19 protein-coding genes, 1 tRNA gene and 2 CRISPR repeat arrays are annotated in these 25,355 nt (G+C 48.4%); of the genes, 7 read left to right on the top strand and 13 right to left on the bottom strand.

Going from position 1 to position 25,355, the window contains the following annotated elements; genetic code table 11:
- The first annotated feature begins 294 nt into the window (after nt 1–294).
- The 6 genes from trxB to ESM_RS0109165 all read left to right on the top strand — a co-directional run bounded on the left by trxB (nt 295) and on the right by ESM_RS0109165 (nt 7,707).
- On the top strand, nt 295–1,260 hold the full coding sequence (trxB, locus tag ESM_RS0109190) for a thioredoxin-disulfide reductase (protein ID WP_000537399.1): 966 nt from the start codon (nt 295–297) through the stop codon (nt 1,258–1,260).
- A gap of 122 nt (nt 1,261–1,382) precedes the next feature.
- Nucleotides 1,383–3,149: a heme ABC transporter permease/ATP-binding protein CydD gene (cydD, locus tag ESM_RS0109185; RefSeq protein ID WP_001043634.1), complete on the top strand. Its 1,767-nt coding sequence runs from the start codon at nt 1,383–1,385 to the stop codon at nt 3,147–3,149.
- Entirely contained in the window at nt 3,150–4,871 is a 1,722-nt protein-coding gene (cydC, locus tag ESM_RS0109180) for a heme ABC transporter ATP-binding protein/permease CydC (RefSeq protein ID WP_001202150.1), read from the top strand.
- A 44-nt stretch (nt 4,872–4,915) separates the two neighbouring features.
- Nucleotides 4,916–5,620, top strand: coding sequence for a leucyl/phenylalanyl-tRNA--protein transferase (gene aat, locus ESM_RS0109175; RefSeq protein WP_001241663.1), 705 nt, complete (start codon nt 4,916–4,918; stop codon nt 5,618–5,620).
- Between the two features lie 284 nt (nt 5,621–5,904).
- Complete coding sequence (infA, locus tag ESM_RS0109170) at nt 5,905–6,123, top strand: translation initiation factor IF-1 (protein ID WP_001040187.1); 219 nt, start codon at nt 5,905–5,907, stop codon at nt 6,121–6,123.
- 107 nt (nt 6,124–6,230) lie between these two features.
- Nucleotides 6,231–7,278: a CRISPR direct-repeat array (repeat unit 28 nt; unit sequence TTTCTAAGCTGCCTGTACGGCAGTGAAC).
- A 341-nt stretch (nt 7,279–7,619) separates the two neighbouring features.
- A tRNA-Ser gene (locus ESM_RS0109165) sits at nt 7,620–7,707 on the top strand.
- A gap of 109 nt (nt 7,708–7,816) precedes the next feature.
- Here the strand turns inward: ESM_RS0109165 and ESM_RS0109160 are convergent.
- The 13 genes from ESM_RS0109160 to ESM_RS1000000129060 all read right to left on the bottom strand — a co-directional run bounded on the left by ESM_RS0109160 (nt 7,817) and on the right by ESM_RS1000000129060 (nt 24,972).
- The gene (locus ESM_RS0109160) at nt 7,817–8,836 is read right to left on the bottom strand and encodes a fimbrial protein (protein ID WP_000761065.1); all 1,020 of its coding nucleotides are present in this window, start codon (nt 8,834–8,836) and stop codon (nt 7,817–7,819) included.
- Nucleotides 8,837–8,847: 11 nt separating this feature from the next.
- Nucleotides 8,848–11,334, bottom strand: a complete 2,487-nt coding sequence (locus ESM_RS0109155; protein ID WP_000040817.1) for a fimbrial biogenesis outer membrane usher protein — start codon at nt 11,332–11,334, stop codon at nt 8,848–8,850.
- Nucleotides 11,335–11,348: 14 nt separating this feature from the next.
- A complete protein-coding gene (locus ESM_RS0109150; protein ID WP_000733133.1) occupies nt 11,349–12,029 on the bottom strand; it encodes a fimbrial assembly chaperone in 681 nt (226 codons plus the stop codon).
- A gap of 55 nt (nt 12,030–12,084) precedes the next feature.
- Nucleotides 12,085–12,639 (bottom strand): fimbrial protein YehD, encoded by a 555-nt coding sequence (gene yehD, locus ESM_RS0109145; protein WP_000682828.1) that lies wholly within the window; start codon nt 12,637–12,639, stop codon nt 12,085–12,087.
- A gap of 416 nt (nt 12,640–13,055) precedes the next feature.
- Nucleotides 13,056–13,610 carry a type I-F CRISPR-associated endoribonuclease Cas6/Csy4 gene (gene cas6f / locus ESM_RS0109140; protein WP_000350178.1) on the bottom strand — a complete coding sequence of 185 codons (555 nt, stop codon included), beginning with the start codon at nt 13,608–13,610 and terminating at the stop codon, nt 13,056–13,058.
- A gap of 10 nt (nt 13,611–13,620) precedes the next feature.
- Complete coding sequence (gene csy3, locus ESM_RS0109135) at nt 13,621–14,622, bottom strand: type I-F CRISPR-associated protein Csy3 (RefSeq protein WP_001029755.1); 1,002 nt, start codon at nt 14,620–14,622, stop codon at nt 13,621–13,623.
- A 10-nt stretch (nt 14,623–14,632) separates the two neighbouring features.
- Nucleotides 14,633–15,556 (bottom strand): type I-F CRISPR-associated protein Csy2, encoded by a 924-nt coding sequence (csy2, locus tag ESM_RS0109130; RefSeq protein ID WP_000120903.1) that lies wholly within the window; start codon nt 15,554–15,556, stop codon nt 14,633–14,635.
- Nucleotides 15,553–16,860, bottom strand: a complete 1,308-nt coding sequence (gene csy1 / locus ESM_RS0109125; protein WP_000415805.1) for a type I-F CRISPR-associated protein Csy1 — start codon at nt 16,858–16,860, stop codon at nt 15,553–15,555. The genes csy2 and csy1 overlap by 4 nt, the downstream gene beginning before the upstream one ends.
- Nucleotides 16,861–17,185: 325 nt before the next feature.
- Complete coding sequence (gene cas3f, locus ESM_RS0109120) at nt 17,186–20,419, bottom strand: type I-F CRISPR-associated helicase Cas3f (protein ID WP_001101558.1); 3,234 nt, start codon at nt 20,417–20,419, stop codon at nt 17,186–17,188.
- Nucleotides 20,416–21,399, bottom strand: coding sequence for a type I-F CRISPR-associated endonuclease Cas1f (cas1f, locus tag ESM_RS0109115; protein WP_000097889.1), 984 nt, complete (start codon nt 21,397–21,399; stop codon nt 20,416–20,418). Before cas1f ends, cas3f begins: the two co-directional genes overlap by 4 nt.
- Before the next feature lie 171 nt (nt 21,400–21,570).
- Nucleotides 21,571–21,958: direct repeats of the CRISPR family, unit length 28 nt; unit sequence TTTCTAAGCTGCCTGTACGGCAGTGAAC.
- Between the two features lie 213 nt (nt 21,959–22,171).
- Entirely contained in the window at nt 22,172–24,448 is a 2,277-nt protein-coding gene (gene clpA / locus ESM_RS0109110) for an ATP-dependent Clp protease ATP-binding subunit ClpA (RefSeq protein ID WP_000934071.1), read from the bottom strand.
- A 30-nt stretch (nt 24,449–24,478) separates the two neighbouring features.
- On the bottom strand, nt 24,479–24,799 hold the full coding sequence (clpS, locus tag ESM_RS0109105) for an ATP-dependent Clp protease adapter ClpS (protein ID WP_000520777.1): 321 nt from the start codon (nt 24,797–24,799) through the stop codon (nt 24,479–24,481).
- 98 nt (nt 24,800–24,897) lie between these two features.
- A complete protein-coding gene (locus ESM_RS1000000129060) occupies nt 24,898–24,972 on the bottom strand; it encodes a hypothetical protein (protein WP_212741843.1) in 75 nt (24 codons plus the stop codon).
- 149 nt (nt 24,973–25,121) lie between these two features.
- On the opposite strand from ESM_RS1000000129060, the gene cspD reads away from it, so the two are divergent.
- Nucleotides 25,122–25,346 carry a cold shock-like protein CspD gene (gene cspD / locus ESM_RS0109100; RefSeq protein ID WP_000410785.1) on the top strand — a complete coding sequence of 75 codons (225 nt, stop codon included), beginning with the start codon at nt 25,122–25,124 and terminating at the stop codon, nt 25,344–25,346.
- Nucleotides 25,347–25,355 lie beyond the last annotated feature (9 nt).

Here is a 25,355-nt window from a genome sequence, read left to right as displayed (position 1 = left end):
TACTGTTTTTTTCTTCCTCGAATGTTTTCGCAAAACGCCAGGTGATTGTCAAAGCAAAACATCGTTTTTTAGTACAACATGCCAGATATTCATTAACAGTCGCGTTTAATCATCATTTAATCGGCTTATAAACCGGAAAAATTAAGTAGCAGAGGTGATAATGACAGAAGAATTTGACACGCTTATCGCTTTTGACGATTGCACAAATCGTTAACAAAATCGTCATACTCTTTTTTTACGCCTGTAAATTCCCTACAATCCTGCCTATTGTCTGCCAACAACTATGGGGATCTCATGGGCACGACCAAACACAGTAAACTGCTTATCCTGGGTTCAGGCCCGGCGGGCTATACCGCTGCTGTCTACGCGGCACGCGCCAACCTGCAACCGGTGCTGATCACCGGCATGGAAAAAGGCGGCCAACTGACCACCACCACGGAAGTGGAAAACTGGCCAGGCGATGCAAACGATCTGACCGGACCGTTGTTAATGGAGCGCATGCATGAACATGCCACCAAATTTGAAACTGAAATCATCTTTGATCACATCAACAAAGTGGATTTGCAGAATCGTCCGTTTCGCCTGACTGGCGACAGCGGCGAATACACTTGCGATGCGCTGATTATTGCCACCGGGGCTTCTGCACGCTATCTCGGCCTGCCCTCTGAAGAGGCTTTTAAAGGTCGTGGTGTCTCTGCCTGTGCGACTTGCGATGGATTCTTCTATCGTAACCAAAAAGTAGCGGTTATCGGCGGCGGCAATACTGCGGTTGAAGAGGCGCTGTATCTGTCTAACATCGCTTCCGAAGTACATTTGATCCACCGCCGCGATAGTTTCCGCGCAGAAAAAATCCTCATTAAGCGTCTGATGGATAAAGTGGAGAACGGCAACATCATTCTGCACACCAACCGCACGCTGGAAGAAGTGACTGGCGATCAGATGGGCGTCACAGGCGTTCGTCTGCGCGATACGCAAAACAGCGATAACATCGAATCACTCGACGTTGCTGGCCTGTTTGTTGCTATCGGCCACAGTCCGAACACCGCCATTTTTGAAGGGCAACTGGAACTGGAAAACGGCTACATCAAAGTACAGTCGGGTATTCATGGCAATGCCACCCAGACCAGTATCCCGGGCGTGTTTGCCGCAGGTGATGTAATGGATCACATTTATCGCCAGGCCATTACTTCTGCTGGTACAGGTTGCATGGCGGCACTTGATGCTGAACGCTACCTCGACGGTTTATACGGCGAAAAATAATTTTACATATCAGTAACAAAAGTAAAAAAGGCGACTCCATGCGACTATGGGTCGCCTTTATTATTTCCCCGTTGTAACATTGCCCTGCAAAAAATTCTGATAACTCACCTGCTAAGCGTGCAATGAATAAATCCCGTCAAAAAGAGTTAACCCGCTGGTTAAAACAGCAAAGCGTCATCTCCCAACGTTGGCTGAATATTTCTCGTCTGCTGGGCTTTGTGAGCGGCATATTAATAATTGCCCAGGCCTGGTTCATGGCGCGTATTCTGCAACATGTGATTATGGAGAATATTCCCCGCGAAGCCCTGCTGCTTCCCTTTACTTTACTGGTACTGACCTTTGTGCTGCGCGCATGGGTGGTCTGGTTACGCGAACGGGTGGGTTATCACGCCGGGCAGCATATCCGTTTTGCCATTCGCCGCCAGGTTCTCGACCGCCTGCAACAAGCAGGGCCTGCATGGATTCAGGGCAAGCCAGCCGGGAGTTGGGCGACGCTGGTACTTGAACAAATTGACGATATGCATGATTACTATGCTCGCTACCTGCCGCAAATGGCGCTGGCGGTATCAGTGCCGCTACTGATTGTGGTCGCGATCTTCCCTTCTAACTGGGCTGCGGCGCTCATTCTGCTGGGCACCGCTCCATTAATCCCGTTATTTATGGCTTTGGTTGGGATGGGCGCAGCCGATGCGAACCGACGTAACTTTCTCGCGCTTGCTCGCTTAAGTGGACATTTCCTCGATCGCCTGCGCGGCATGGAAACACTGCGTATTTTTGGTCGTGGTGAAGCCGAAATTGAAAGCATTCGTTCTGCTTCGGAAGATTTCCGTCAACGGACGATGGAGGTGCTGCGACTGGCATTTTTATCCTCCGGCATTCTGGAATTCTTCACCTCGCTGTCAATTGCTCTGGTAGCGGTCTACTTTGGTTTCTCCTACCTCGGTGAGCTGGATTTTGGTCACTACGATACTGGGGTGACGCTGGCTGCGGGTTTTCTCGCACTCATCCTTGCGCCAGAGTTTTTCCAGCCATTACGCGATCTCGGTACGTTTTATCATGCTAAAGCCCAGGCGGTTGGCGCAGCCGACAGCCTGAAAACGTTTATGGAAACCCCACTCGCTCATCCACAACGCGGTGAGGCGGAGTTAGCGTCTAACGATCCGGTGACCATTGAAGCCGAGGATCTGTTTATCACTTCACCAGAAGGTAAAACGCTGGTCGGCCCGCTGAATTTTACTCTGCCAGCAGGCCAACGTGCGGTGTTAGTTGGTCGTAGCGGTTCAGGTAAAAGCTCACTATTGAATGCGCTTTCCGGTTTTCTTTCCTATCAGGGATCGCTACGAGTCAACGGCATAGAATTGAGCGATTTATCACCGGAATCGTGGCGCAAACATCTCTCCTGGGTTGGGCAGAATCCGCAATTACCGGCGGCAACACTACGGGATAACGTACTGCTAGCGCGACCTGATGCCAGCGAACAAGAGTTACAAACAGCACTGGATAACGCGTGGGTCAGTGAGTTTCTACCGCTCCTGCCACAAGGTGTTGATACGCCTGTTGGCGACCAGGCAGCCCGCCTTTCCGTGGGTCAGGCGCAACGCGTGGCGGTGGCTCGTGCGTTACTAAATCCCTGCTCGCTATTACTGTTGGATGAACCCGCTGCCAGCCTCGATGCTCACAGCGAGCAGCGCGTGATGGAAGCACTGAATGCCGCCTCACTGCGCCAGACTACGTTAATGGTCACCCACCAGTTAGAAGATCTTGCTGACTGGGATGCCATTTGGGTAATGCAGGATGGTCAGATTGTCGAGCAAGGACGTTACGCGGAGTTAAGCGTGGCTAACGGTCCTTTCGCCACATTACTGGCCCATCGTCAGGAGGAGATTTAAATGCGCGCTTTGCTACCCTATCTGGCACTGTATAAACGCCATAAGTGGATGTTAAGCCTCGGTATTGTGCTGGCGATTATTACTCTGCTCGCCAGTATCGGTCTGTTAACACTTTCCGGCTGGTTCCTCTCCGCATCGGCTGTAGCCGGTGTCGCAGGCCTGTATAGTTTTAACTATATGCTGCCCGCCGCAGGTGTGCGTGGCGCGGCAATCACCCGTACCGCCGGGCGCTATTTTGAACGACTGGTGAGTCATGACGCGACTTTCCGCGTATTGCAGCATCTGCGCATTTACACCTTCAGCAAACTATTGCCACTCTCCCCTGCCGGGCTGGCCCGCTATCGCCAGGGTGAATTACTCAACCGTGTCGTGGCGGATGTTGATACGCTCGATCATCTTTATCTGCGCGTTATTTCGCCGCTGGTAGGTGCTTTTGTGGTGATTATGGTGGTGACCGTCGGGTTAAGCTTCCTTGATTTCACCCTCGCCTTTACGCTGGGCGGCATTATGTTGCTGACGTTGTTCCTGATGCCTCCGCTGTTTTATCGCGCCGGAAAGAGCACTGGGCAAAATCTGACTCACCTTCGCGGTCAGTATCGCCAACAATTAACCGCATGGCTGCAAGGGCAAGCCGAGCTGACCATTTTTGGCGCCAGCGATCGTTATCGCACGCAGTTAGAGAATACCGAAATTCAGTGGCTGGAAGCGCAACGCCGCCAGTCCGAACTGACCGCGTTATCACAAGCGATTATGCTGCTGATTGGCGCGCTGGCGGTGATCCTGATGCTATGGATGGCCTCCGGTGGCGTTGGTAGTAATAATCAGCCTGGCGCGTTAATTGCGCTGTTTGTCTTCTGCGCGTTAGCTGCATTTGAAGCGCTGACTCCGGTGACTGGCGCATTTCAGCATCTGGGGCAAGTGATTGCCTCTGCCGTGCGAATCACTGACTTAACGGACCAAAAGCCGGAAGTTACCTTTCCTGATACCCAATCCAGTGTTGCCGATCAGGTATCCCTGACATTACGTGATGTTCAGTTCACTTATCCGGAACAATCACAACAAGCGCTTAAAGGGATTTCCCTTCAGGCAAACGCCGGAGAACATATTGCGATTCTCGGGCGAACCGGATGCGGCAAATCAACTCTGTTACAACTGCTGACTCGCGCATGGGATCCACAACAAGGCGAGATTCTGCTTAACGGTAGCCCCATTGCCAGCCTGAACGAAGCGACTCTGCGCCAGACCATCAGCGTTGTGCCGCAGCGTGTGCATCTGTTTAGCGCCACGCTGCGAGATAATCTATTACTCGCTTCGCCTGGCAGTAGTGATGAGGCTCTGGCGGAGATCTTGCGCCGCGTCGGTCTGGAGAAATTGCTCGAAGATGCAGGACTCAACAGTTGGTTAGGTGAAGGCGGACGTCAACTCTCTGGTGGTGAACTGCGCCGTCTGGCTATCGCCCGCGCACTATTGCACAATGCGCCGCTGGTATTGCTGGACGAACCTACCGAAGGTTTAGATGCCACAACAGAAAGTCAGATCCTTGAATTACTTGCAGAAATGATGCGTGAGAAAACGGTGTTAATGGTCACTCACCGACTTCGCGGACTCTCTCATTTCCAGCAAATAATAGTGATGGACAACGGGCAAATTATTGAGCAAGGTACTCACGCAGAACTGCTTGCCAGACAGGGGCGTTATTACCAGTTTAAGCAGGGTTTGTAAGCTATTATTGAACGATCCGACTTGCGTAGTGGAGTTTTGCGGTCATGCGCCTGGTTCAGCTTTCTCGCCATTCAATAGCCTTCCCTTCTCCGGAAGGCGCATTACGTGAGCCTAACGGCCTGCTGGCGCTGGGGGGCGATCTTAGCCCCGCGCGCCTGTTAATGGCTTATCAGCGTGGTATTTTCCCATGGTTTTCTCCTGGCGACCCCATTCTCTGGTGGTCGCCGGATCCACGCGCAGTATTATGGCCGGAATCACTGCACATCAGTCGCAGTATGAAACGATTTCATAAACGCTCGCCTTACCGTGTCACGATGAATCATGCCTTTGGTCAGGTCATTGAAGGCTGTGCCAGCGATCGCGAAGAAGGAACCTGGATTACGCGCGATGTGATTGAAGCCTACCACCGCTTACACGAGCTGGGTCATGCCCACTCCATTGAAGTCTGGCATGAAGACGAGCTTGTCGGCGGCATATATGGCGTAGCGCAGGGAACGCTATTTTGTGGCGAATCGATGTTCAGCCGGATGGAAAATGCGTCCAAAACGGCGCTCATGATCTTCTGCGAAGAATTTATCCGTCATGGCGGCAAAATGATCGACTGCCAGGTGCTTAATGATCACACGGCTTCGCTTGGAGCCTGCGAAATTCCCCGGCGGGATTACCTCAATTACCTCAATCAAATGCGCCCGGAACGATTACCGAATAATTTCTGGGTGCCGCGGCAATTGTTTTCGCCACAGAAATGAATGTTTTCGGCACATTTCTCTCCAGAGTGTTATAATTGCGCTCGCAGAGTTGGTTACGCTCATTACTCCGCTGCCGATAAGGAATTTTTCGCGTCAGGTAACGCCCATCGTTTATCTCACCGTTCCCTTATACGTTGCGCTTTTGGTGCGGCTTAGCCGTGTGTTTTCGGAGTTATGTGCCAAACCTGTTTGTTGCGATTTAGCGCGCAAATCTTTACTTATTTACAGAACTTCGGCATTATCTTGCCGGTTCAAATTACGGTAGTGATACCCCAGAGGATTAGATGGCCAAAGAAGACAATATTGAAATGCAAGGTACTGTTCTTGAAACGTTACCTAACACCATGTTCCGCGTAGAGTTAGAAAACGGTCACGTGGTTACTGCACACATCTCCGGTAAAATGCGCAAAAACTACATCCGCATCCTGACGGGCGACAAAGTGACTGTTGAACTGACCCCGTACGACCTGAGCAAAGGCCGCATTGTCTTCCGTAGTCGCTGATTGTTTTGCCGCCTGACGGGCGAAGAGAAAGAACGAGTAAAAGGTCGGTTTAACCGGCCTTTTTTGCGCCCGGGATTAAGGAAGAAAATAAATATTGGGGTATGGATTTTAAAAACTGCCTGTACGGCAGTGAACCAGTCGTCTGGTGCGCCGGAGTTTATCACTACTTTCTAAGCTGCCTGTACGGCAGTGAACTTCATGATATCAGTGATTTTATTCAGCATCGTTTTCTAAGCTGCCTGTACGGCAGTGAACATGCGATGGGGACCGACTCAAAGGCCGCAGTTTTTCTAAGCTGCCTGTACGGCAGTGAACCCCGTCGAGTCGATACACCCGCCGTTTGCTGTTTTCTAAGCTGCCTGTACGGCAGTGAACCGGCTGAATGCAAAGTAACGACAGAGGGGTTTTTTCTAAGCTGCCTGTACGGCAGTGAACAGTTACGTGAGCAACGCTGACAAGCTTTCCGATTTCTAAGCTGCCTGTACGGCAGTGAACATTACGCGTAACGTAAAAGTGGCCACACTGCCTTTCTAAGCTGCCTGTACGGCAGTGAACGCGCTGACGGCATGGAAGAGGCTGTACTGCTGTTTCTAAGCTGCCTGTACGGCAGTGAACTTGTTAACATCCCTGGCTGTCCAGGGTAATCCTTTCTAAGCTGCCTGTACGGCAGTGAACCATTTTTCCAGCCGATCTGCGTGTCTTCTACTTTTCTAAGCTGCCTGTACGGCAGTGAACTATCAAGGCTGAAAGCGGTTTTCTCTGAGCTGTTTCTAAGCTGCCTGTACGGCAGTGAACTTAATCCAGGCACGAACACTGATGCCGTTATCTTTCTAAGCTGCCTGTACGGCAGTGAACACGAGTTGTGACCAGACGCCCTTATCATCAGTTTTCTAAGCTGCCTGTACGGCAGTGAACAACTACAACGCGGCGCAGGCGGGGAGGATTGATTTCTAAGCTGCCTGTACGGCAGTGAACTGACCATGGGGGAAGCTGTCGGGATGCTGATCTTTCTAAGCTGCCTGTACGGCAGTGAACGTTAACAGTACTGTTCACGCGCTAAAGCCAGCTTTCTAAGCTGCCTGTACGGCAGTGAACTTACACAGCCGCGAAAAATTGACGACCTGATTTTTCTAAGCTGCCTGTACGGCAGTGAACTGAAATAATAGCAGACTATCCGATTGATTTACTGTTAAAAATCACAAAATCATAGGTTCATACCCTTTTTCGAGATGTCAAAATAGTAATAAACAAAATCAATGAGTTACATGTCACTCTAAAAAAATGGGTCGATTGGTATTTCTTCACTCTCATATTTCCCTCGTAGCTTTTGATAAACAATTGACCAGAACGCATACGGCCATAATCTCGGGCGAATGAATCGTGTGTTCATTGCGTAACCAAACAAATCAATCTAAATAAATTCTTCTTGACCGTTTTGCTCCAACTCCCTATAGTAGCGCCCCGTTGCCCCCCATGTAGTAAGGCAGCAAAAATTTGGTGAGGTGTCCGAGTGGCTGAAGGAGCACGCCTGGAAAGTGTGTATACGGCAACGTATCGGGGGTTCGAATCCCCCCCTCACCGCCATCTTTAAAGAAGAGCTCGTGCGAAAGTACGGGCTTTTTTTTTGCATTGATCCGCCATGAATAAAAAACACGTACTTCCTCTACGAAAGTACGTGAAGGCCAGTGGCACATTAATCATAGGATACGGCAAATATCGCTTTGCTTTGGACTTCTCCTGGCTGTATCGCTTCCTCCTTCACGCGGACATATTTCGCGGTAATCGGGAAGGTGTACTGATTCTCAATGGCCGCCATTTTAGTTAATTTGTTCATCAGGGTATCACCCAACTTTAACGGTGTCGTTGCGTTACCATTATAAATCTGGAACCCAACCCCCTTAGCACCATTAAGCGATGTGTTTTTCAGAATGGTTCCACTATCATCCCATTCACCGCGCGCAACTTTAAAAGTCACTGGATTAGTCGTGACGTTATAAACACTGTCACAATTTAAAACCAGATCTATAGAACCTGATTTTGTGTTATTGGCAGATTGCATCTCACTTATCGTTGTTTCTGGCATTCTTATTTCGTAAGTCGGTTGCGAGAAACTACAGGTTGTAGGTTTGTGTTTTGTTATATTAACATTTAAATTCTGTTGATAAGCAGCATCTGTTGGTAACCTATTGCTCACATAACATATAAAATAAAAGATAATGTTTTGATAGCAAAAATTAGTTGCTGAACCATTTTCAAATGGAAAGACAACCGCAGGAGCATTCAAGATGAATGAATTAGAATATACTGTTTGAACATTCGCATTACTTTCAGGCGATTTTATATATGAAGCTGTTAATGCTATACTTTTATTATTAATAGTATCGTTAACTGAATAAGTTTTCCTATCTCCCGTGTCAACAGGAAATCCATCTCCGACATCAAGATTAAACTTAATATAAATTGATTGATTGCTGTTTTGATTTTCTTTCATCTCTACAACATAATTATCTAATGTTTTAAGCACATTTACCTTATCTTGAGTCGAATTACATGTAAATTCTCCCGTCAGATTAGGAGAAAATGTAACCGTTGCATTTCCCGCAGTTAAGTCTAAATTAACCCCCTGTATTGCAGTAGAATTTCCGTTGATAGTACATTTAGCCTGCCCAAAAAATGGAAAAGCCAGTAGAAACAAAAACCAATATTTCTTCATAAACAAATCCTTTAGCGACAAATATAAACTTTATTCTCATCAATAACGTTATCAAAGGTAATAGTGCAGAATTGTTCCTGCTGTTTATTAACCGAGACGCGAATCGCCGCGGGAACATCATTGGTGCGAATAAATATCCGACTTCCCTGTCCTACCAAGCCCACATTGTTGCCACTTTCATCTTCAACCTCATAACCAAACGGCAACGGAGAGCCATCAGGGCGTTGGGAGATGAAATACCAGGGCTTGCGTTTATCAGTCTCAAACTGAGTCATCACTACCGCACCACGATAAGGAACGGTGTTTTTACGGTTACCCAGTAGCGCCACGTCGCTTTTACTGTCGGCAATATCCAACATCAACGTATTTTCACGATACGGCGTCAGGTTGTCATAAATAGCGTAGCCTCTGCTATCCGTGGTCAGGTAACGATATCCCTGCACCGCCGCTCCCTCCAGTCCCGGCGCTTTGACGATGGCGAACGTATCGGAAAGTCTGGGAGCCAGTGCCACCCCGTCCGACCACGCGACTAAACCGCCTTGAATATTACCGCTAATCTGTTGATATCTTTTCGACTGGCTATAGCTGCCACCAATGGTCGCCAATGGCGCACGCCAGGTCAGGTTTCCACCTGCGGTTGTTTCGCTACCCTGTTGCTGATGGCTTAAGTTAGCCCCGTAGCTGAACTGATCGCGACTCCCCGCTACACCGCTGAGGCTGGTATTATTCGACCGATAGCCGTCTTTATCAAAAGTGGTCGAGTTAGAAACAAATAAATCTCGTCGTTTTTCAGTGATTCCATCACCCCACGAGAAGGGAATTGAGAAATATAAGTTAATGCGTCTATCTTCGCGGTTATCTTCATCGTAGGTCTGGCTTACAGACAAGGTATAACTAAGGCGTTCCCAGGAGTTCGAATAGCTGAGTTGATAATCTTTCCCTGTCCCGCTGCGTTCCCAATAATCCCGCCATTGACCGCTGACCGACAGATATCCCCAATCATCTGGTAATGACTGGTTTATATTTACAGAAAAGCTGTTCTTACGACCAAAATCGTACTGATAATAATCGGCAATATCATAAACAGAGTCATCTTCTCGATTATATCTATTCCTGTTATTTGCCCATACGTGATCGTTAAAAGTACGATAATCCCGAGAGGAGTAACGCCAGGCCACCAGAGAAAATTGCGTCCCACTCTGTGAGAGATATTTGTTCCAGGCAATCTGATAACTTTGACCATTAAATACATCACCGTTATCTTGTTCACTGTGGGAATGGGTAAAATCAACCGATACAGCACCAATCGGTGTATTCCATCCCGTGCCGAGAACAAACGATGAGTAATTATCAGACAACTGCGTGCCAGCATAGAGAGTCAGCAAATTATTAAGACCATACTGATAGCTTCCCTGAATAAAATCCGACTGATTGCTGGCTCCCTCAATACGACTACGTCCGGCAGCAAATTCATATTTCGAAACGCCCGGTTGCAACATATTTGGTACAGATGAATAAGGTACACGATAACGCGATACCGAACCGTCAGCTTCTTTAACAGTAACTTCCAGATCGGCACCACCACCAGCAAGTTGCAAATCATCAATGGCGAATGGACCTGGTGGAACCTCCTTCTGGTAAATAACAAAACCATTTTGTTCTATAGTGACGAGTGCGTTGCTCTGGGCAATTCCTCGCACTACAGGAGTAAAATTCTGTTTAGAGTTCGGCAACATCTGCATATCGCGCCAGAGGCGTACCCCGCGAAAACGCACGGAGTCAAAAACATCAGAGCCGGTATACATTTCACCAGCACGTAATGTGCCAAGAATTTGTGGAATTCCGCGCTCCAGATATAACGTGTTACTCTTCCATTTACCACTGCTCTCGTCACTTTTCGTATAATTTGCATTTGAATGCAACTGCCAGCCCAGAAGATTCAAACCACTATTCAGATTTAAATAGCTACTTTTATTATCTCCTCCGTGCTTATAATTACTGTAATACTGACTGGCATAATAAGATGTATATAATGCGTTAATCCCGCGATCCCATGCCTCAGGTGGAGCATATCCACGTTCATATTCAACAATATAGGCCTGAGGTACATTTAATTTCAGGTCAAAGTGCCCAATATCATAGTCGACGCTGCCTCCCTGCACTGCATCCCGAAGTGGTACGCATTCTACGCTTTTATCGACATTAATTTCTTCAGTGAGGATCCCTATTTGCTTTAACTGCTCCCAGGATAAACATGTTGCATCCGGATCATCTTTAATATCGACATTATAATGTCCGCGCCACTGATTATTCAGGTATACATCCATATCATAGATACCGGGCATCGGCTTATTACTATCGATATGATAGTCAGAAATTTTTTCCCCATTTAATCCACCAATCATAAAATGGGTGTCAAATGTTTCATCTTCCGCCCATGCAGGCGAAGTAGCCAACACCGACAGGATCGCCAGCGTAATAGAATTAAGTTTAGACATAATCAATCCCTGATCTATTTGACGGTTTTTACTTTTTCACTCAAATAGTTTCCATTATCATCAATAAGGGTAATTGTATATTGATGGATGGCTGAGGCTGTAGTGATAGTCTTATCTGACCAGGGGGCTAATAACAACGTTTCCTTATTTATCTTTGCATTCCCGGTCAACTCAGGAATAGTTATCCAGTTTGCGGAGTTGTTTTTGATATTAATACCGCCATTGGCATGTTTAATGCTAAGGCGACGAAAACTGTCTTTATCCACGCCTGTAAGTCCCTCTGGGCGGTAGATAAATTTAATGCGGTTTTGCATGGCGAATTTGATGCCATTTTTACCTTCTAATTCGGGGCGATTAGGTGGGATGTCGAGCACATTAAGGAAGAACAGGCTTTCGCGATCTTTAGGTAGTGTATTCGCCAATTTTTTGATTTTGAGTTGTTGCCCTTCCCCCCCTTTTACATGAGCGACCGGTGGCGTCAACACGAACGGGACGTGAATTTTTTCTGGAGGCTGGCTGGTATCGCCATCATCAATCCATGACTGAACCAGGGCGCTACGATTACCTTCATTCATTAACTGAACGGTAATCTCTTTTTTCTGTTCTGGATAAATAACGCGAGTGCCGTAGATATAGACTCCGCCCCACGCAGGCGTGACCATGCCGGCCAGCAAAAAGGCTATTAACTTTTTCATGGCAACACTCCTTGTTGTAAAATATCGGCGGCCGCAGCCGCCGATAAGCAAAGTATTAATCTGTTACGACAGTCATTGTCAGAGCAGAGTTAACCGGGCCAGCAGTTACCACACCACCTGATTGAGCATATTTCGCGCTGAAATTTAATGTATATTCATTAGGTTCATTAGATTCATCTGATCCTAACTCAATACTTTTATCACCTTCAATCTTTTGAGATTGCCCATCTGCACTCTCATAGTAGACAGCAAAACCAGCTCCATTTGGGTTTACTGAAGTATTGATGGTAATATCGCTATGGTCTGCGTCAAACTGACTTCTAGAAAACGTAATTCTGGGTGCCTTGCCTTCTGAACATTTAACCGTCAGCGGTACAGTTGTTTTATTTGAATAACCATCATAAACATAACCAGCGCTCTTACCATCAAATTGATCAGTACCAATATCGTTCATAGCAATAGTAGCCTGGCTATTTCCGATAAATTGGCAAGTAGTTCCAACTATATTACCGGTAATAATTAACTCCCCCTGTTGATTCCCTTCAGCAAATGCTCCTGCACTCATAAAAAGAGATGATAATACCGCAACTGCAATAATTGAATGTTTCATAGTCTATTCCTTAACTAATTTGCTTTACCTTAATAAGAGATATCAATCTCCTGACAAGAAACTTCTCAAAACGAAGATGTTGTAGCAATGTAAATTATTTGTTTTCGTGACTTACATAAAATTATTTTAATTTAACACCGGAGAGAAATATTACACTACAAATATTTCCTAAGTTTATTTTATTTAATAATCGCATTTCTAATCAGAACAATAATAATGCTGGTTATTATTAGTCACCCAAATTCATATTTTTATGATTCGAGATAGATAATAAAAATTATTTTTAGCGAAGAAGACAACCTCCCTGATATGAACAACAACTATCGAACGCACTCAAGTTCCGCTTCTCAACGGCCTGATCACACGGCAAAAAAAAGCCCAACCACACGGTCAGGCCTGTCCGAAATTGCAAACTATCAAAACCAGGGAATAGTTGCTGTTGCGCTTAATCCATAACTACTGAATTCCCCTTTCACCGGTTCAGTGAGCAAATCACCATGACGGATAAACAGCTTGAACTGTTGCTGACTCGATAAACTCTTCATATTGAGAAAGGGTAAATCGGTCCGCCGTTCAGTTTGCGTCGCCAGTCGCTCAATTGCCTGTTCTTTAGTGAGCCAGCCCTTTTTTACTGAACGCCTTAACAGACGCAGGGGGTTACTTTTAACCTGCACACGGCTTACCACTCGCCAGCCTTTTATTTCAGGAATAGGAGTGACAGGTGAACATTGGCAATAGTCCGTAAGTCCTTTACGCCACGTTGAGGCTTCAAGCGCCTGCAATGCCGGGGCGCTGCCGTGTAAGCGTAAACGCGCTCCCGGCGTAACATTCACGTCCGGGAAACTCACGCCGATATCACCTTGCCCTCTTGCGCCTAATGCCCGATGCAGTTTGGCAAATAACGCCGCCATCAACATTTCGCTCGAAAATTCAGGATCTGGCAGAACGCGGATCTCAAGGTAGTGATCCATTGGCAGCTCCTTATTCCGATTTCTCACCAAAGACACCACCACGGATCAGCACAGCCATCACGTAGTGCTGCTGCTCAACGTCTGGTTTCATCCCTTTAGTCACCCAATTGTCGAGTAAGGTATAAAAGTCGAGTTTTTCTTTCGGTTGGCGGCAAGCCACGCCGCGACTGGTTACAGAACCGTAAGGTTCCACGGCAATAGCCCCCAATTCATCAACCTTTGGATGCCAGGTATCGATGGTACGTAAAGCATTGCCAATCTTCTGAGAGTGAATACCGGCAATGCCAGCCACCTGGTATAACACGCGACTTTTGCTACTGTTGCTGTCGAGTACCAGCTCCTGCGACGGGAAAACTTCTTGCCCGGCACCGAGGCGAACCTGCGCTTCAACGGTAAGCATCACCCACTCTTTTCCGCTTAATCCTTGTTCAATCGTTGACGCCAGTTCTGTGACGCTACTCTGGCCCTGATCAAATTGACGTAAAGAGAAGTCATGGCTGTTAAAAGTCCATGATTTGTCGTTAGCGGTGACTTTCACCTGAATTTGCTCGGCACCGATACGGTTACGCCACAGAAAACGACCATTTGCCAGATTCAGGGCATAGCGAAGCGCCAGCTCTTTAAAGCCATGTTCGCTGATATAACCTTCAATAACGTCGGAAAGCGCCTCCTGATAGGCCATGTCATTACATACTGAAGGTGAGGATAAATTACCCAGCACGCGCAGCGTAAACATCACTTTTAGCGTATCCGCATCAACCGGAAGCGCTGCCACATCTACCCGCTGCAAGTTGGCTTTTTGGATTTCTGCATTCAACTTTAACTCATTACTGGAAATTGCATCTTTCAGGCGATTGGAGATGGTTCCGCGAACGGCTTTCTCCTGAATCTCAATAGGTTGCCATTCATTTCCTTGCCAGTTACCTGCGTACATCACCGCGTCAGAGGTTGCCAGTTTGCGCTCAAATGCCAGTACTGACGCCGTTTTTACTGCTACAGGGGCCTTTGCCATAATTATGTCCTTATTCTGTATCGTCATCTTCATTAGTAGTAGGGTCGTCAACGACTGGTATTGCCGAGCAATAGTAGCCAGTGTCCGTTGCACGGTAACGCCACATCAGTGGTTGCAAGCTAGTAATACGATGTAATCCGCGCCATTCGCCAATGCCATAAACCGCTTCGGCAAAGGCAAATGGCATCACGGTATCGCGCGCATTTTCAACTTCACCGGGAGCGTAAACAGGAGATATGCGTTGGTAACCGCACATTAACGGTACCAGGAAACCAGGCATTGGCTTCGGCTGGTATACCCATTGTGCGCTGTTGTCTTCTGCCGGAGATTCGGCCTGATATTTAACGGCAGCAAAATCAAGCCAGGCATCAAGCAACGATATATCGGGATGTTGTTGGTGATGTTCAGCCAGCCATTCACTGCGATCGTAAAGTGCATAGCCAGGCATTAAACGCCAGATGATTTTACGCAGTTGCTTTTCATCTTCAGGGGCATGAAAAAGCTGCGGTTCGCGCATGTCAACAATGCTTCCGCCCGCCAGTTTGTGGCTCTGGCAGAGCATTTTCAGATAGTCGCAAAGGGCTTTTCTGCCATATTCACCATTGGTAATTTCGCCATTACATTCAATCAGCAGAGAAACCGTCAGGTGCATACGGCCCTCTTCATTGAACGACGCGGTTTTACCTTCTCTGGTTAATGGGTTACGGGTGAGAGCGAATTGAAAATCGCGCCCGGAGCTGTACGCCTGAATATGCTGTTCATGGCTTACTACCGCACAACCGTCAAAACTTACGCCAAATTCATCCACGACTTTGCGAGAAAGCGCATGAACATAACCGAGAAAATGGGTCATCGACGGGAATCCCCAGGTCAACCCGGAGACGGCGTTAGCGTTTTCGATGCGTACATGGGGTAACAAGAGCAGATAACTCATTTCAGCGCCTCCTGCAGAACAGCTTCCATTTCACGCATCCGTTGAGTAAACAGGGACTGACTGCGCCACTCCCTTTGCTCGACAGCACCGACATCGAAACGGGCTTTTTTCAGGCGATAGTTCAGCCAGCGTGCGAAATCATCGGCTATCGTCTCTTGCCAGTCGTTTTTCTCACGCTCCTGTTTGAAAGCCTCATCTGAGAGGCTTCGCCACGGGTCCAGCCAAAGTTGTTGGTGGCGAGGTAAGTCTGGTGATTGCGCGGACCATCCCTGCCATTTTTCTTGCTGAAATGAAGACGCCTGCATGAACAGCAGATCAATCAACTCATCAATATATTTCGCCCGCGCAGTTCGGATATGAACATTATTTTTGTCAACTTTCAGAAGATAGGTCATGCGGGCGATAATGCCCGAGGCCGCCCGATTGAAATCGCCACGTAAGGCAAAAATACTGCGCATGTTTTGTGGTGCGCGATCCAGCGCCGCCCAGGTGGGCGGCATTGACGGCAACAGCCAGACACGGCCAACTCTGGCACTGTTTAGCAGGGAGATATTCTGTTGATTTCCACCTCCATAATGCATCTCTGCAAGATTCGGGAAACGAATATCTGGCTGTGAGTGCCATTTACCTGCTTTGTGCGCATCGCGAATAGCTTTTGATTCCTCGCTAAAGCGCACGGCAGTTAGCTTTTCATACATCACCTGTGCCAGCGAACTGGAAAACAGCGGGCAGAGCAGATGATAGCCATCATCGACAGGGAAATAGATTTGCTTCGAAAGTTTATGTGCTTTTATCCACTCCGAAGCATATGCTTCACTAAAGCATTCAACCCATTGTTTTAATTGTTCATCATCCAACGCAAAGGCATTTAATGATTGATAATCACCACGTTTTAAGCTGGCGAGTAATGAATCACCGTTGACTTCCGTTAGCAGTAGTTTTGCAACATCAAAAACGGCTGCATTGCCTTCAGCATCCTCTTTAATAATTGCCAGTGATGCTGTATTTAAATATCCCTCGCTGACGAATTTCTCCAAATAACGCCCATATGCTTTGGAGTCACCATTACTATATTTTGCCCCGTGGGAGATTATCCTTATAGAACGAACACGCTTCGCCGCATCCGTTAACCAATTACGTGGCAGGTAGCGTGCTTCGAGTTCCTGTCGCTCCAGAGCGATAACGCTGGCGTCGTCGCCCTGCTCCAGTCGCTTTGCTGCTTCTTTTTCAAAGGCTTCGATCTTGGGTTGCCTTCGCGAAGCGATGTAGTCAGTGATAAATTGTATTAGCGCCGTTTTTTCCATCTCGGCTCCTTTCGTTAATCCATCAAATTGAAGTTGCTCCCTGACTTCACTGAAAAATCTCCGTAGCCCAACCAGGCTTCAGTACAACTGACATACACAGCAAAAGGGGCAACGCCCGTGGTGATAATCATGGATAGTTCACCTAGAGGTATCTACGTTTTAATCTAGTTAAACCCATGTAATAACCAAGAGTGATATTACCATGCATAAAATATTTGCAACACAATGATTTAATAACTAACATTCACGCACTGCCATCGGCAGCTTAGAAATAGAGGTATCTCCGGATACGGACTTGTAAACTGCCGTACAGGCAGCTACCCCATCACAGGTTGCGAAACACACCTAACCAGGGGTGATAACGCCAGTCATCGACCGCATCTTCTTCACTGGCCGGTACTCTCACTTCAGCAAACATTTCTCCAACACGCTGTATTTCACAACTTTGCTTATCAGCTAAATTCAACAAAACGTGTTGGTAATCCATCACGCCCCAGCAAGCGACTCCGCTGGCGCATCTCACCTCTTCTCGCCTGAAATTCCCTTGCGCTTTACGCTCGTTGTCGCCCGTGCGGGAATAGAAACGCGCTTCGCTTTCTTCATCATCCATATGCAGAAAAAACACTGCCTCCGGCAAAGGGGAATAACGAAATGGCGTCTGGCGCTGCATCCAGCCGTTCCAGCTTAGCGGTGCACGCCACCATTGCGCCGCCACCACATGTTTGCTTTTACTGCTCATCAATTCAGCGGATAAACGACTATGCTCAAGCTCCGCCAGTTTGTTGTCATTATTGGCAGACAGGATCCGCGGCAAGGCGTTAATCGTCCGGTAGTCCGCGATCGGAATCAGTTCGCAAATATCGTGGCTATTAAGCAAGTGTTCTTTTGTTTCGAAACCAGGCTTACAAAATGCGGGGGCTTTTTTCTGCAATGATTTGATATTACTACGCAAAATAACCAGATTCTCACTAGTCGGCACATTTCTACGGTGGCGCTGAATACGTCCGGCAAATTGAATTATCGAACGCATGGAGCTTGGTTCGATAATTCCCCAGTCCGCATCCCAGTCACGCCCCACTTCTATAACCGATGTCCCCAACACCACAAACAGATGGTGCGATTCCGGACGGTTATGTAAGGCTTCAGCAATATCCTCGTTGTTCCAGAAATCGAGTTCGTTATGGCGGGTAAAAGCGCGGTCCAGGCGCTTCTCAATATCTGAACGTACTGCCAGTGGATGTCGGGAGTGGTAAACACAATAATGAATGCAGACATCTTCTGGTGATGGAATGGCGATCAGGGCTTTGGTCACTGCGACCAGTGGATTGATATTCGCGAAGCGCACCAGGCCCAGCGAAACGGTTTTACCGCTTTCGTGTAGCTGGCGATGCGCCTGATGCAACTTCAGCATTTGCGTATGCACCGTCTGGGCCACACTTTCGGTAACGTCTTGTATCGCGCTTGATGCAGATGAAATTGAAGCAACACGCCCGAAATGCAGTCGCTCTTTTTCAGCCAGCATCACCGCTCGCCGTGCAACAAATTTTGCATGTGCATCACGAAACCCAGGCCCGTCGCAAATTTGCGTTGCATCAGCATCTTTTTCATCAAACCAGGCACAGCAGATATTGACGGGCCTGCCGTGGGTACCACAAGACGTCTGCCACATTTTACGCCCGGCAAGATAAGCCGCGAACAGCGCCTGAATCAGCCCTGGCGGCAACGTCGCGGAAGAAAGTAATACCCGCGTTCCCAACATTCCGGCCCAATTCATCAGACGACATACTGCATGAAGATCGGCAATATCAAAGTCGTCAGGTTCATCGAGCACTAAATCGCTGGTTAACAAACGCAACATCGAAGGAAGCTGTTTTCCGCCTCGCACACCTTCGGTCGCAGAAATAAGATGATCAATGGTTGCTACCAGAATCGGTGCGCTTACTAACGCCTTAAGTTTGCTGTCATCCTTCAACCATTTTTCCAGCGCCCCGGTATGCAGACTACCTTCATATTTAACAAACTGTTGCTCCTCTGCCAGCGGCTCTTGCGAAGCACTTCCACAATCATTGTCTATTTTTTCCTGCTGCCACAGTTGCTTAACTGCCGCCGAACCAATCAGTACCGCCAGCTCATCCTCACCCAGTCCAAGCCGACTGCGCAGAGCATCGCCGGTTTGCAAAGTCAGCGTGCGCAATCCCAGCGCAACGGTAAAGCGGCACCCTTCTCGCTCGTCGGCAAGTGCATACATAATGCGGGCGTTCGCAAAAGTTTTACCACACCCCGTCGAGGCCATATTGACGCCGAAAAATCCCTCTTCACGACTTCGTTCACGTAACGCTCGCGCCACATCCCAGGCTTTATCTTGCCAGCGATATTTCGCGTCTGTGGCCCGCTGGCTAAAACCTTTATGTCGGGCAATTGCCGGAAGCGATGCCCGTGTGTGCATCAGTTGCCGCCCAAGCAGATACGCATGATGCGCGACGCCCACAAGATGTTCGTCTACCCGTTGTTTAAGCGTGCCGCTTTGGCGATCGCTATTTGCCCAGACGATATATTCCGGGTCCTGCCATTTTTGCTGCGCGTCATTAGATGAATAGTAGTGATCGGCAAGCATCAGGCAAAAACGCGCCATATGTAATGGAAACAGTTGCTCCATCTGTCCCCATTCCTTTAAACCGTTGGCGTTACGCGCCCGGCGGGCTATCTGACGCGCTTTTTCCCGCCAGCTCGCGCTTTGAAGCGGCGTTCCTGATGGAAACTGCCAGACGTGCTCAAAATCCTGTTGCGTCCAGTCATTTTTGCGGTGGTTAACGGCATTCCAGTCAGCATTGAGTTGTTTCTCCAGCCAACTATCACAGCCTTTGCATGATTGTTCTGGTTGTGGCGAAAGATTCTCCGGCATTCGATGATGGGAAAGGATCAACCAGCCTACCGTTTTGGCGAGTGGTTGCAGCGAACTGAATGGACTATTTGAAAAATGAGGCGTGTCTTTTTGCAGGCACTCAAGGATCGCGGTTTCATCATCTGCCGTTAATTTCCCAAGTTTTTCCAGCCACACTTCGTCTGGCTGTTCACCGACAAAAGCCTGAAAGAGCCGCAGCGAAATCCACTCATGCCGATAAGGCTGATAACTGCGGGCATTCTTTTGGGTCAGGCTTTGCTGAAAGCTGCGTCCTGCTTTACCAAAATCATGAAATAACCCAGCGATAGCCGCCAGCAGCGCAATACTTTCCGCGCACTGCCAGCGATTTTCTTCTTTTTTCACCAGGCTGGTTTGCGTTGTTCGATTTGTGGGAACGCGTCCCTGAGCATTAAAACGACGAATATTGCCGACAATCCACATCAACTCCGTTTGCCCATTCTTCTTCAGCCAGTGACAAGCCACTGCGGTATTTCGCTGGGCAGTTTTGCGCAGTAAACGGCGAAGTGTATTAACCCCTTCCAGAGTAATCACCGTTTGCCATGCGGCGTCACCAGTGCGTTCGGCAAACTGATCAATAATACGGCAGCTCTCCACTCGAGCATTTTTTGTGCAGCGCGAGATAATCAGGACGTTCATTGGTCAGCCTTAGCCAGGGCCTGAGCCGTTTCCTGCAGAGAGGTGATCATGACATCCAGCGCATCCGCTTGTTGAAAGATATTGATGCAGCGTTGACGAAACTCCTGAGCATCTTCTCCCGCCATTGCAGCGATAAATGCTTGTGGCATAACAAGGGCATCTTTAATCAGATCGGCAAGGTCAAAAACGAGACCGCCGCGACGGGTTTTACCGTGCATTACTGCTAAACCGTGTGGGATCCCGGTTACCCACGCCGCCACTGCCGCCAGGCCATACGCCAGATAATTACCCTGATCAAGGAAGCGGTTGGCCATATCAACTCCGCCACCCCGTTTTGCACGAGTAAAGTCGCCGTAGCCCACGGATTGACTCACCATTTTGTAGAGTGCTTTGGTCAATTTCGCCTCTACGAGCATAAGCTGCGTATGGCTTTCTGCCATGTCTATTTCTTCACGAGTGCGATTTAGCAGAGTCTGCAGTGCATTAGCATCAGGCTGAAAGGCGTGTTCACGCTGCATTTTCGCGCTGGTCCAGTACTTATCAATATGTGTCAGACGAATTAACTGAAAACGTTTCGCGGCGGCAAGGCGTTTGTCTTCAACAAACCAAAAAGAAACCCACTGCTGAAGATATTCAGTAGGACGATATTCGCTTTGCGGACTGAGCCAGGAGACATCAACATCAACTTCATTTGCCGAATACAGCGGCGTGCCATCCGTACCACAAAAACCAACCATCACTCCAGCATGGGCAAATTCACGCATCGCCGCCTGGGTAACGGACGTTCCCATCCCCAACATCAACGCCGTGGTATTCGCAATGGGGATATTCCAGTAATACGACTCCTTGCCTTCACTGGTGACATACTCCACTCGCCCACCATTCACCTGCACCCGGCATTTTTCCAGATAATAAATATTGGCACGCCTGGAGTGGAGAATGGTTTTGAGATCAGAAGGAGTAAGGTAATTTGAAGACATAAACACATCCTGTGATTATTTTTATTTGAAGGAGTTAGGATTAGTACAGCATTGATTTCTGTGTGAGAAATTGATTCTCGTCGCAATTATCACAATTGTTATTGTGTGTCACAGCTAATGGTTCGGAGTTGAGAGCGCCATAACGCAGCTAAATTTCTGCCATCATCGTATTTGTGAAACTGCCTGTACGGCAGTGAACAACCCCGATTGCCAGCGAATAACGCTGATGTGTTTCTAAGCTGCCTGTACGGCAGTGAACGGTCTCACCACAGCGGCAAGCAACGGCGTACCTTTCTAAGCTGCCTGTACGGCAGTGAACTGAAAAAACTATCGTCGGACGACCTCACGGACTTTCTAAGCTGCCTGTACGGCAGTGAACAACGGATACTTCAATTATTCGAAAAAATCAAATTTCTAAGCTGCCTGTACGGCAGTGAACGTCTGCGTGCGTTTCGCGCTGGCCATCCCACCTTTCTAAGCTGCCTGTACGGCAGTGAACGACGCCCTCATCGGCATGACGAGTGAGCAACATTTCTAAGCTGCCTGTACGGCAGTGAACTCAAATACTACACGTTTAGCCCGTTGTTAATAAAGCAAAACCATCTCATTTTCCTGCTGCCACCCTTTTTTATCCTTACCGTCCAGCAGCACTAATTATCAACAACTTACCATCATCATCAAAAAAAGGGTCTGAACCTCCCCCACCCCATAAACAAAAAGTCCGTAACCCCTGACGAGATTACGGACTTCACCAACCTACTTAACAATCTGATTAATGCGCTGCTTCCGCTTTGTGCTTTTGTGCACTCTGGAACCCGTAGGTCAGCTCATTTTTCTCTTTATCCAGCGCAACAGTGACCTGACCGCCATCCACCAGCGAGCCAAACAGCAGTTCGTTAGCGAGCGGTTTCTTCAGGTTGTCCTGGATGACGCGAGCCATCGGACGTGCACCCATTGCCCGGTCGTAACCTTTCTCAGCCAGCCAGTTACGTGCTTCCTGGCTCACTTCCAGAGAAACACCTTTCTGATCCAGTTGAACCTGCAACTCGACAATGAATTTATCAACCACCTGATGGATCACGTCGGTTGAGAGATGATCGAACCAGATAATATTGTCGAGACGGTTACGAAACTCTGGCGTAAAGATCTTTTTGATCTCTTCCATCGCATCGGTGCTGTTATCCTGGTGGATAAGCCCAATCGATTTGCGCTCGGTTTCACGTACCCCGGCGTTGGTAGTCATCACCAGCACCACGTTACGGAAATCGGCCTTGCGTCCGTTGTTATCGGTCAGCGTGCCGTTGTCCATCACCTGCAACAGGATATTGAACACGTCCGGATGCGCTTTCTCGATTTCGTCCAGCAGCAGCACCGAGTGCGGATGCTTGATGACCGCATCGGTCAGCAGACCACCCTGATCAAAACCGACGTATCCCGGAGGCGCACCAATCAGGCGGCTGACAGTGTGACGTTCCATATACTCGGACATATCAAAGCGCAGAAGCTCAATGCCGAGGGCTTTGGAAAGCTGCACCGTGACCTCAGTTTTGCCGACCCCGGTTGGACCAGCAAACAGGAACGAACCGACCGGTTTATGTTCGTGGCCTAAACCCGCACGCGCCATCTTGATGGCTTCGGTAAGCGCCTCAATGGCTTTATCCTGACCGAAGACCAGCATTTTCAGGCGATCACTGAGGTTTTTCAGAGTATCGCGGTCACTCTGAGAAACACTCTTCTCTGGGATACGTGCGATACGCGCCACCACGGACTCAATATCCGCCACATTGACCGTTTTCTTGCGCTTGCTTACCGGCATCAGACGTGCGCGAGCGCCCGCTTCGTCGATAACGTCAATCGCTTTGTCCGGCAGATGACGATCGTTAATGTATTTCACCGCCAGTTCTACCGCCGCACGCACCGCTTTCGCGGTATAACGCACGTCGTGGTGCGCTTCATACTTCGGTTTCAGACCGTTGATGATTTGAACGGTTTCTTCGATCGACGGTTCAGTAATATCGATTTTCTGGAAGCGACGCGCCAGAGCACGATCTTTCTCGAAAATGTTGCTGAACTCCTGATACGTCGTCGAACCTATAACGCGAATTTTACCGCTGGAGAGCAGTGGTTTAATCAGGTTAGCCGCATCCACCTGACCGCCAGAAGCTGCGCCTGCGCCGATGATGGTGTGGATCTCATCGATAAACAGGATGCTGTTGGTATCCTGCTCCAACTGTTTGAGCAACGCTTTGAAACGTTTTTCAAAGTCGCCGCGATATTTAGTTCCCGCTAACAGGGAACCGATATCCAGAGAGTAAATCGTACAGTCAGCCATCACTTCCGGTACATCGCCCTGGACAATACGCCAGGCGAGACCTTCCGCAATCGCAGTTTTACCAACGCCAGACTCGCCAACCAGCAGTGGGTTGTTTTTACGGCGGCGACAGAGAACCTGAATGGCGCGCTCCAGCTCCTTCTCACGACCAATCAGCGGGTCGATTCCTCCCACGCGCGCAAGCTGGTTCAGGTTCGTCGTGAAATTCTCCATACGATCCTCCCCACCAGCTTGTTCTTCACTGCCGGGCTGGTTTCCTGGTTCAGAAGACTGAGATGGCTCATCTTTACGCGTGCCATGAGAAATAAAGTTCACCACATCAAGACGGCTGACTTCATGTTTGCGCAACAGATAGGCAGCCTGTGACTCCTGTTCGCTAAAGATAGCAACCAGAACATTCGCACCGGTAACCTCACTGCGACCGGAGGACTGAACATGGAAGACCGCACGTTGCAGTACACGCTGAAAACTCAGCGTCGGCTGCGTGTCACGCTCCTCTTCACTGGCAGGCAGAACGGGTGTGGTTTGTTCAATAAAGGCTTCCAGTTCCTGACGGAGCGCCACCAGATCCACGGAACATGCTTCCAGCGCCTCCCGAGCCGACGGGTTACTGAGCAATGCCAGTAACAAGTGCTCGACGGTCATAAACTCATGACGGTGCTCGCGCGCTCTGGCGAAAGCCATGTTTAAACTGAGTTCCAGTTCTTGATTGAGCATAGGCACCTCCCCCAATTTTTATGCCTGCATTCAGGCTTTTTCCAGCGTACACAGCAATGGATGCTCGTTCTCCCTTGCGTACTTGTTCACCATCGCCACTTTGGTTTCTGCAACCTCGGCGGTAAAGATTCCGCAAATGGCCTTCCCCTGGTAGTGAACAGCGAGCATCAATTGCGTTGCACGTTCTACATCATAAGAAAAGAATTTTTGTAACACGTCAATAACAAACTCCATCGGAGTGTAATCATCATTGACTAATATCACTTTATACATAGATGGCGGTTTTAGCGCGTCACGCACTTTTTCTTCCGCCAGTTGATCAAAGTCCAGCCAGTCGTTCGTTTTACCCATTGTCAGTTATCATCTTCGGTTACGGTTATCGGCAGAACGCTCTGCCGCTGACAAGAGCTTATTTGCCTGACCAATCTACTCCACATAATAGATAATTATCATCTATCGTTGGCATCAGCGACATCAGTCACATTACTGTCAATAGCGTTAACTGCTTCAAATTTTTGATGCATACCTACCCCCAGGCCCCTGTCAAACGCTTGACGGCTCGCCCTATTTCTCTAAATTGTATTTCTAGAGTTGGCGAGGTTTTGAACAGCTCCCTCTCTGACCCCGGTTTATTCCATCTTACTTGTATAAGATTTGCGAAGGATGTCGAAGCATGGAAAAGGGTACTGTTAAGTGGTTCAACAATGCCAAAGGGTTTGGTTTCATCTGCCCTGAAGGCGGCGGCGAAGATATTTTCGCTCATTATTCCACCATCCAGATGGATGGTTACAGAACGCTAAAAGCTGGGCAATCCGTTCAGTTTGATGTCCACCAGGGGCCAAAAGGCAATCATGCCAGTGTCATTGTGCCCGTCGAAGTAGAAGCTGCAGTCGCATAGCTCTTCTGT

It is taken from the genome of Escherichia sp. TW09308, assembly GCF_000208565.1.
Taxonomy (GTDB): domain Bacteria; phylum Pseudomonadota; class Gammaproteobacteria; order Enterobacterales; family Enterobacteriaceae; genus Escherichia; species Escherichia marmotae.
This window is presented reverse-complemented; position numbering and strand designations above follow the sequence as displayed.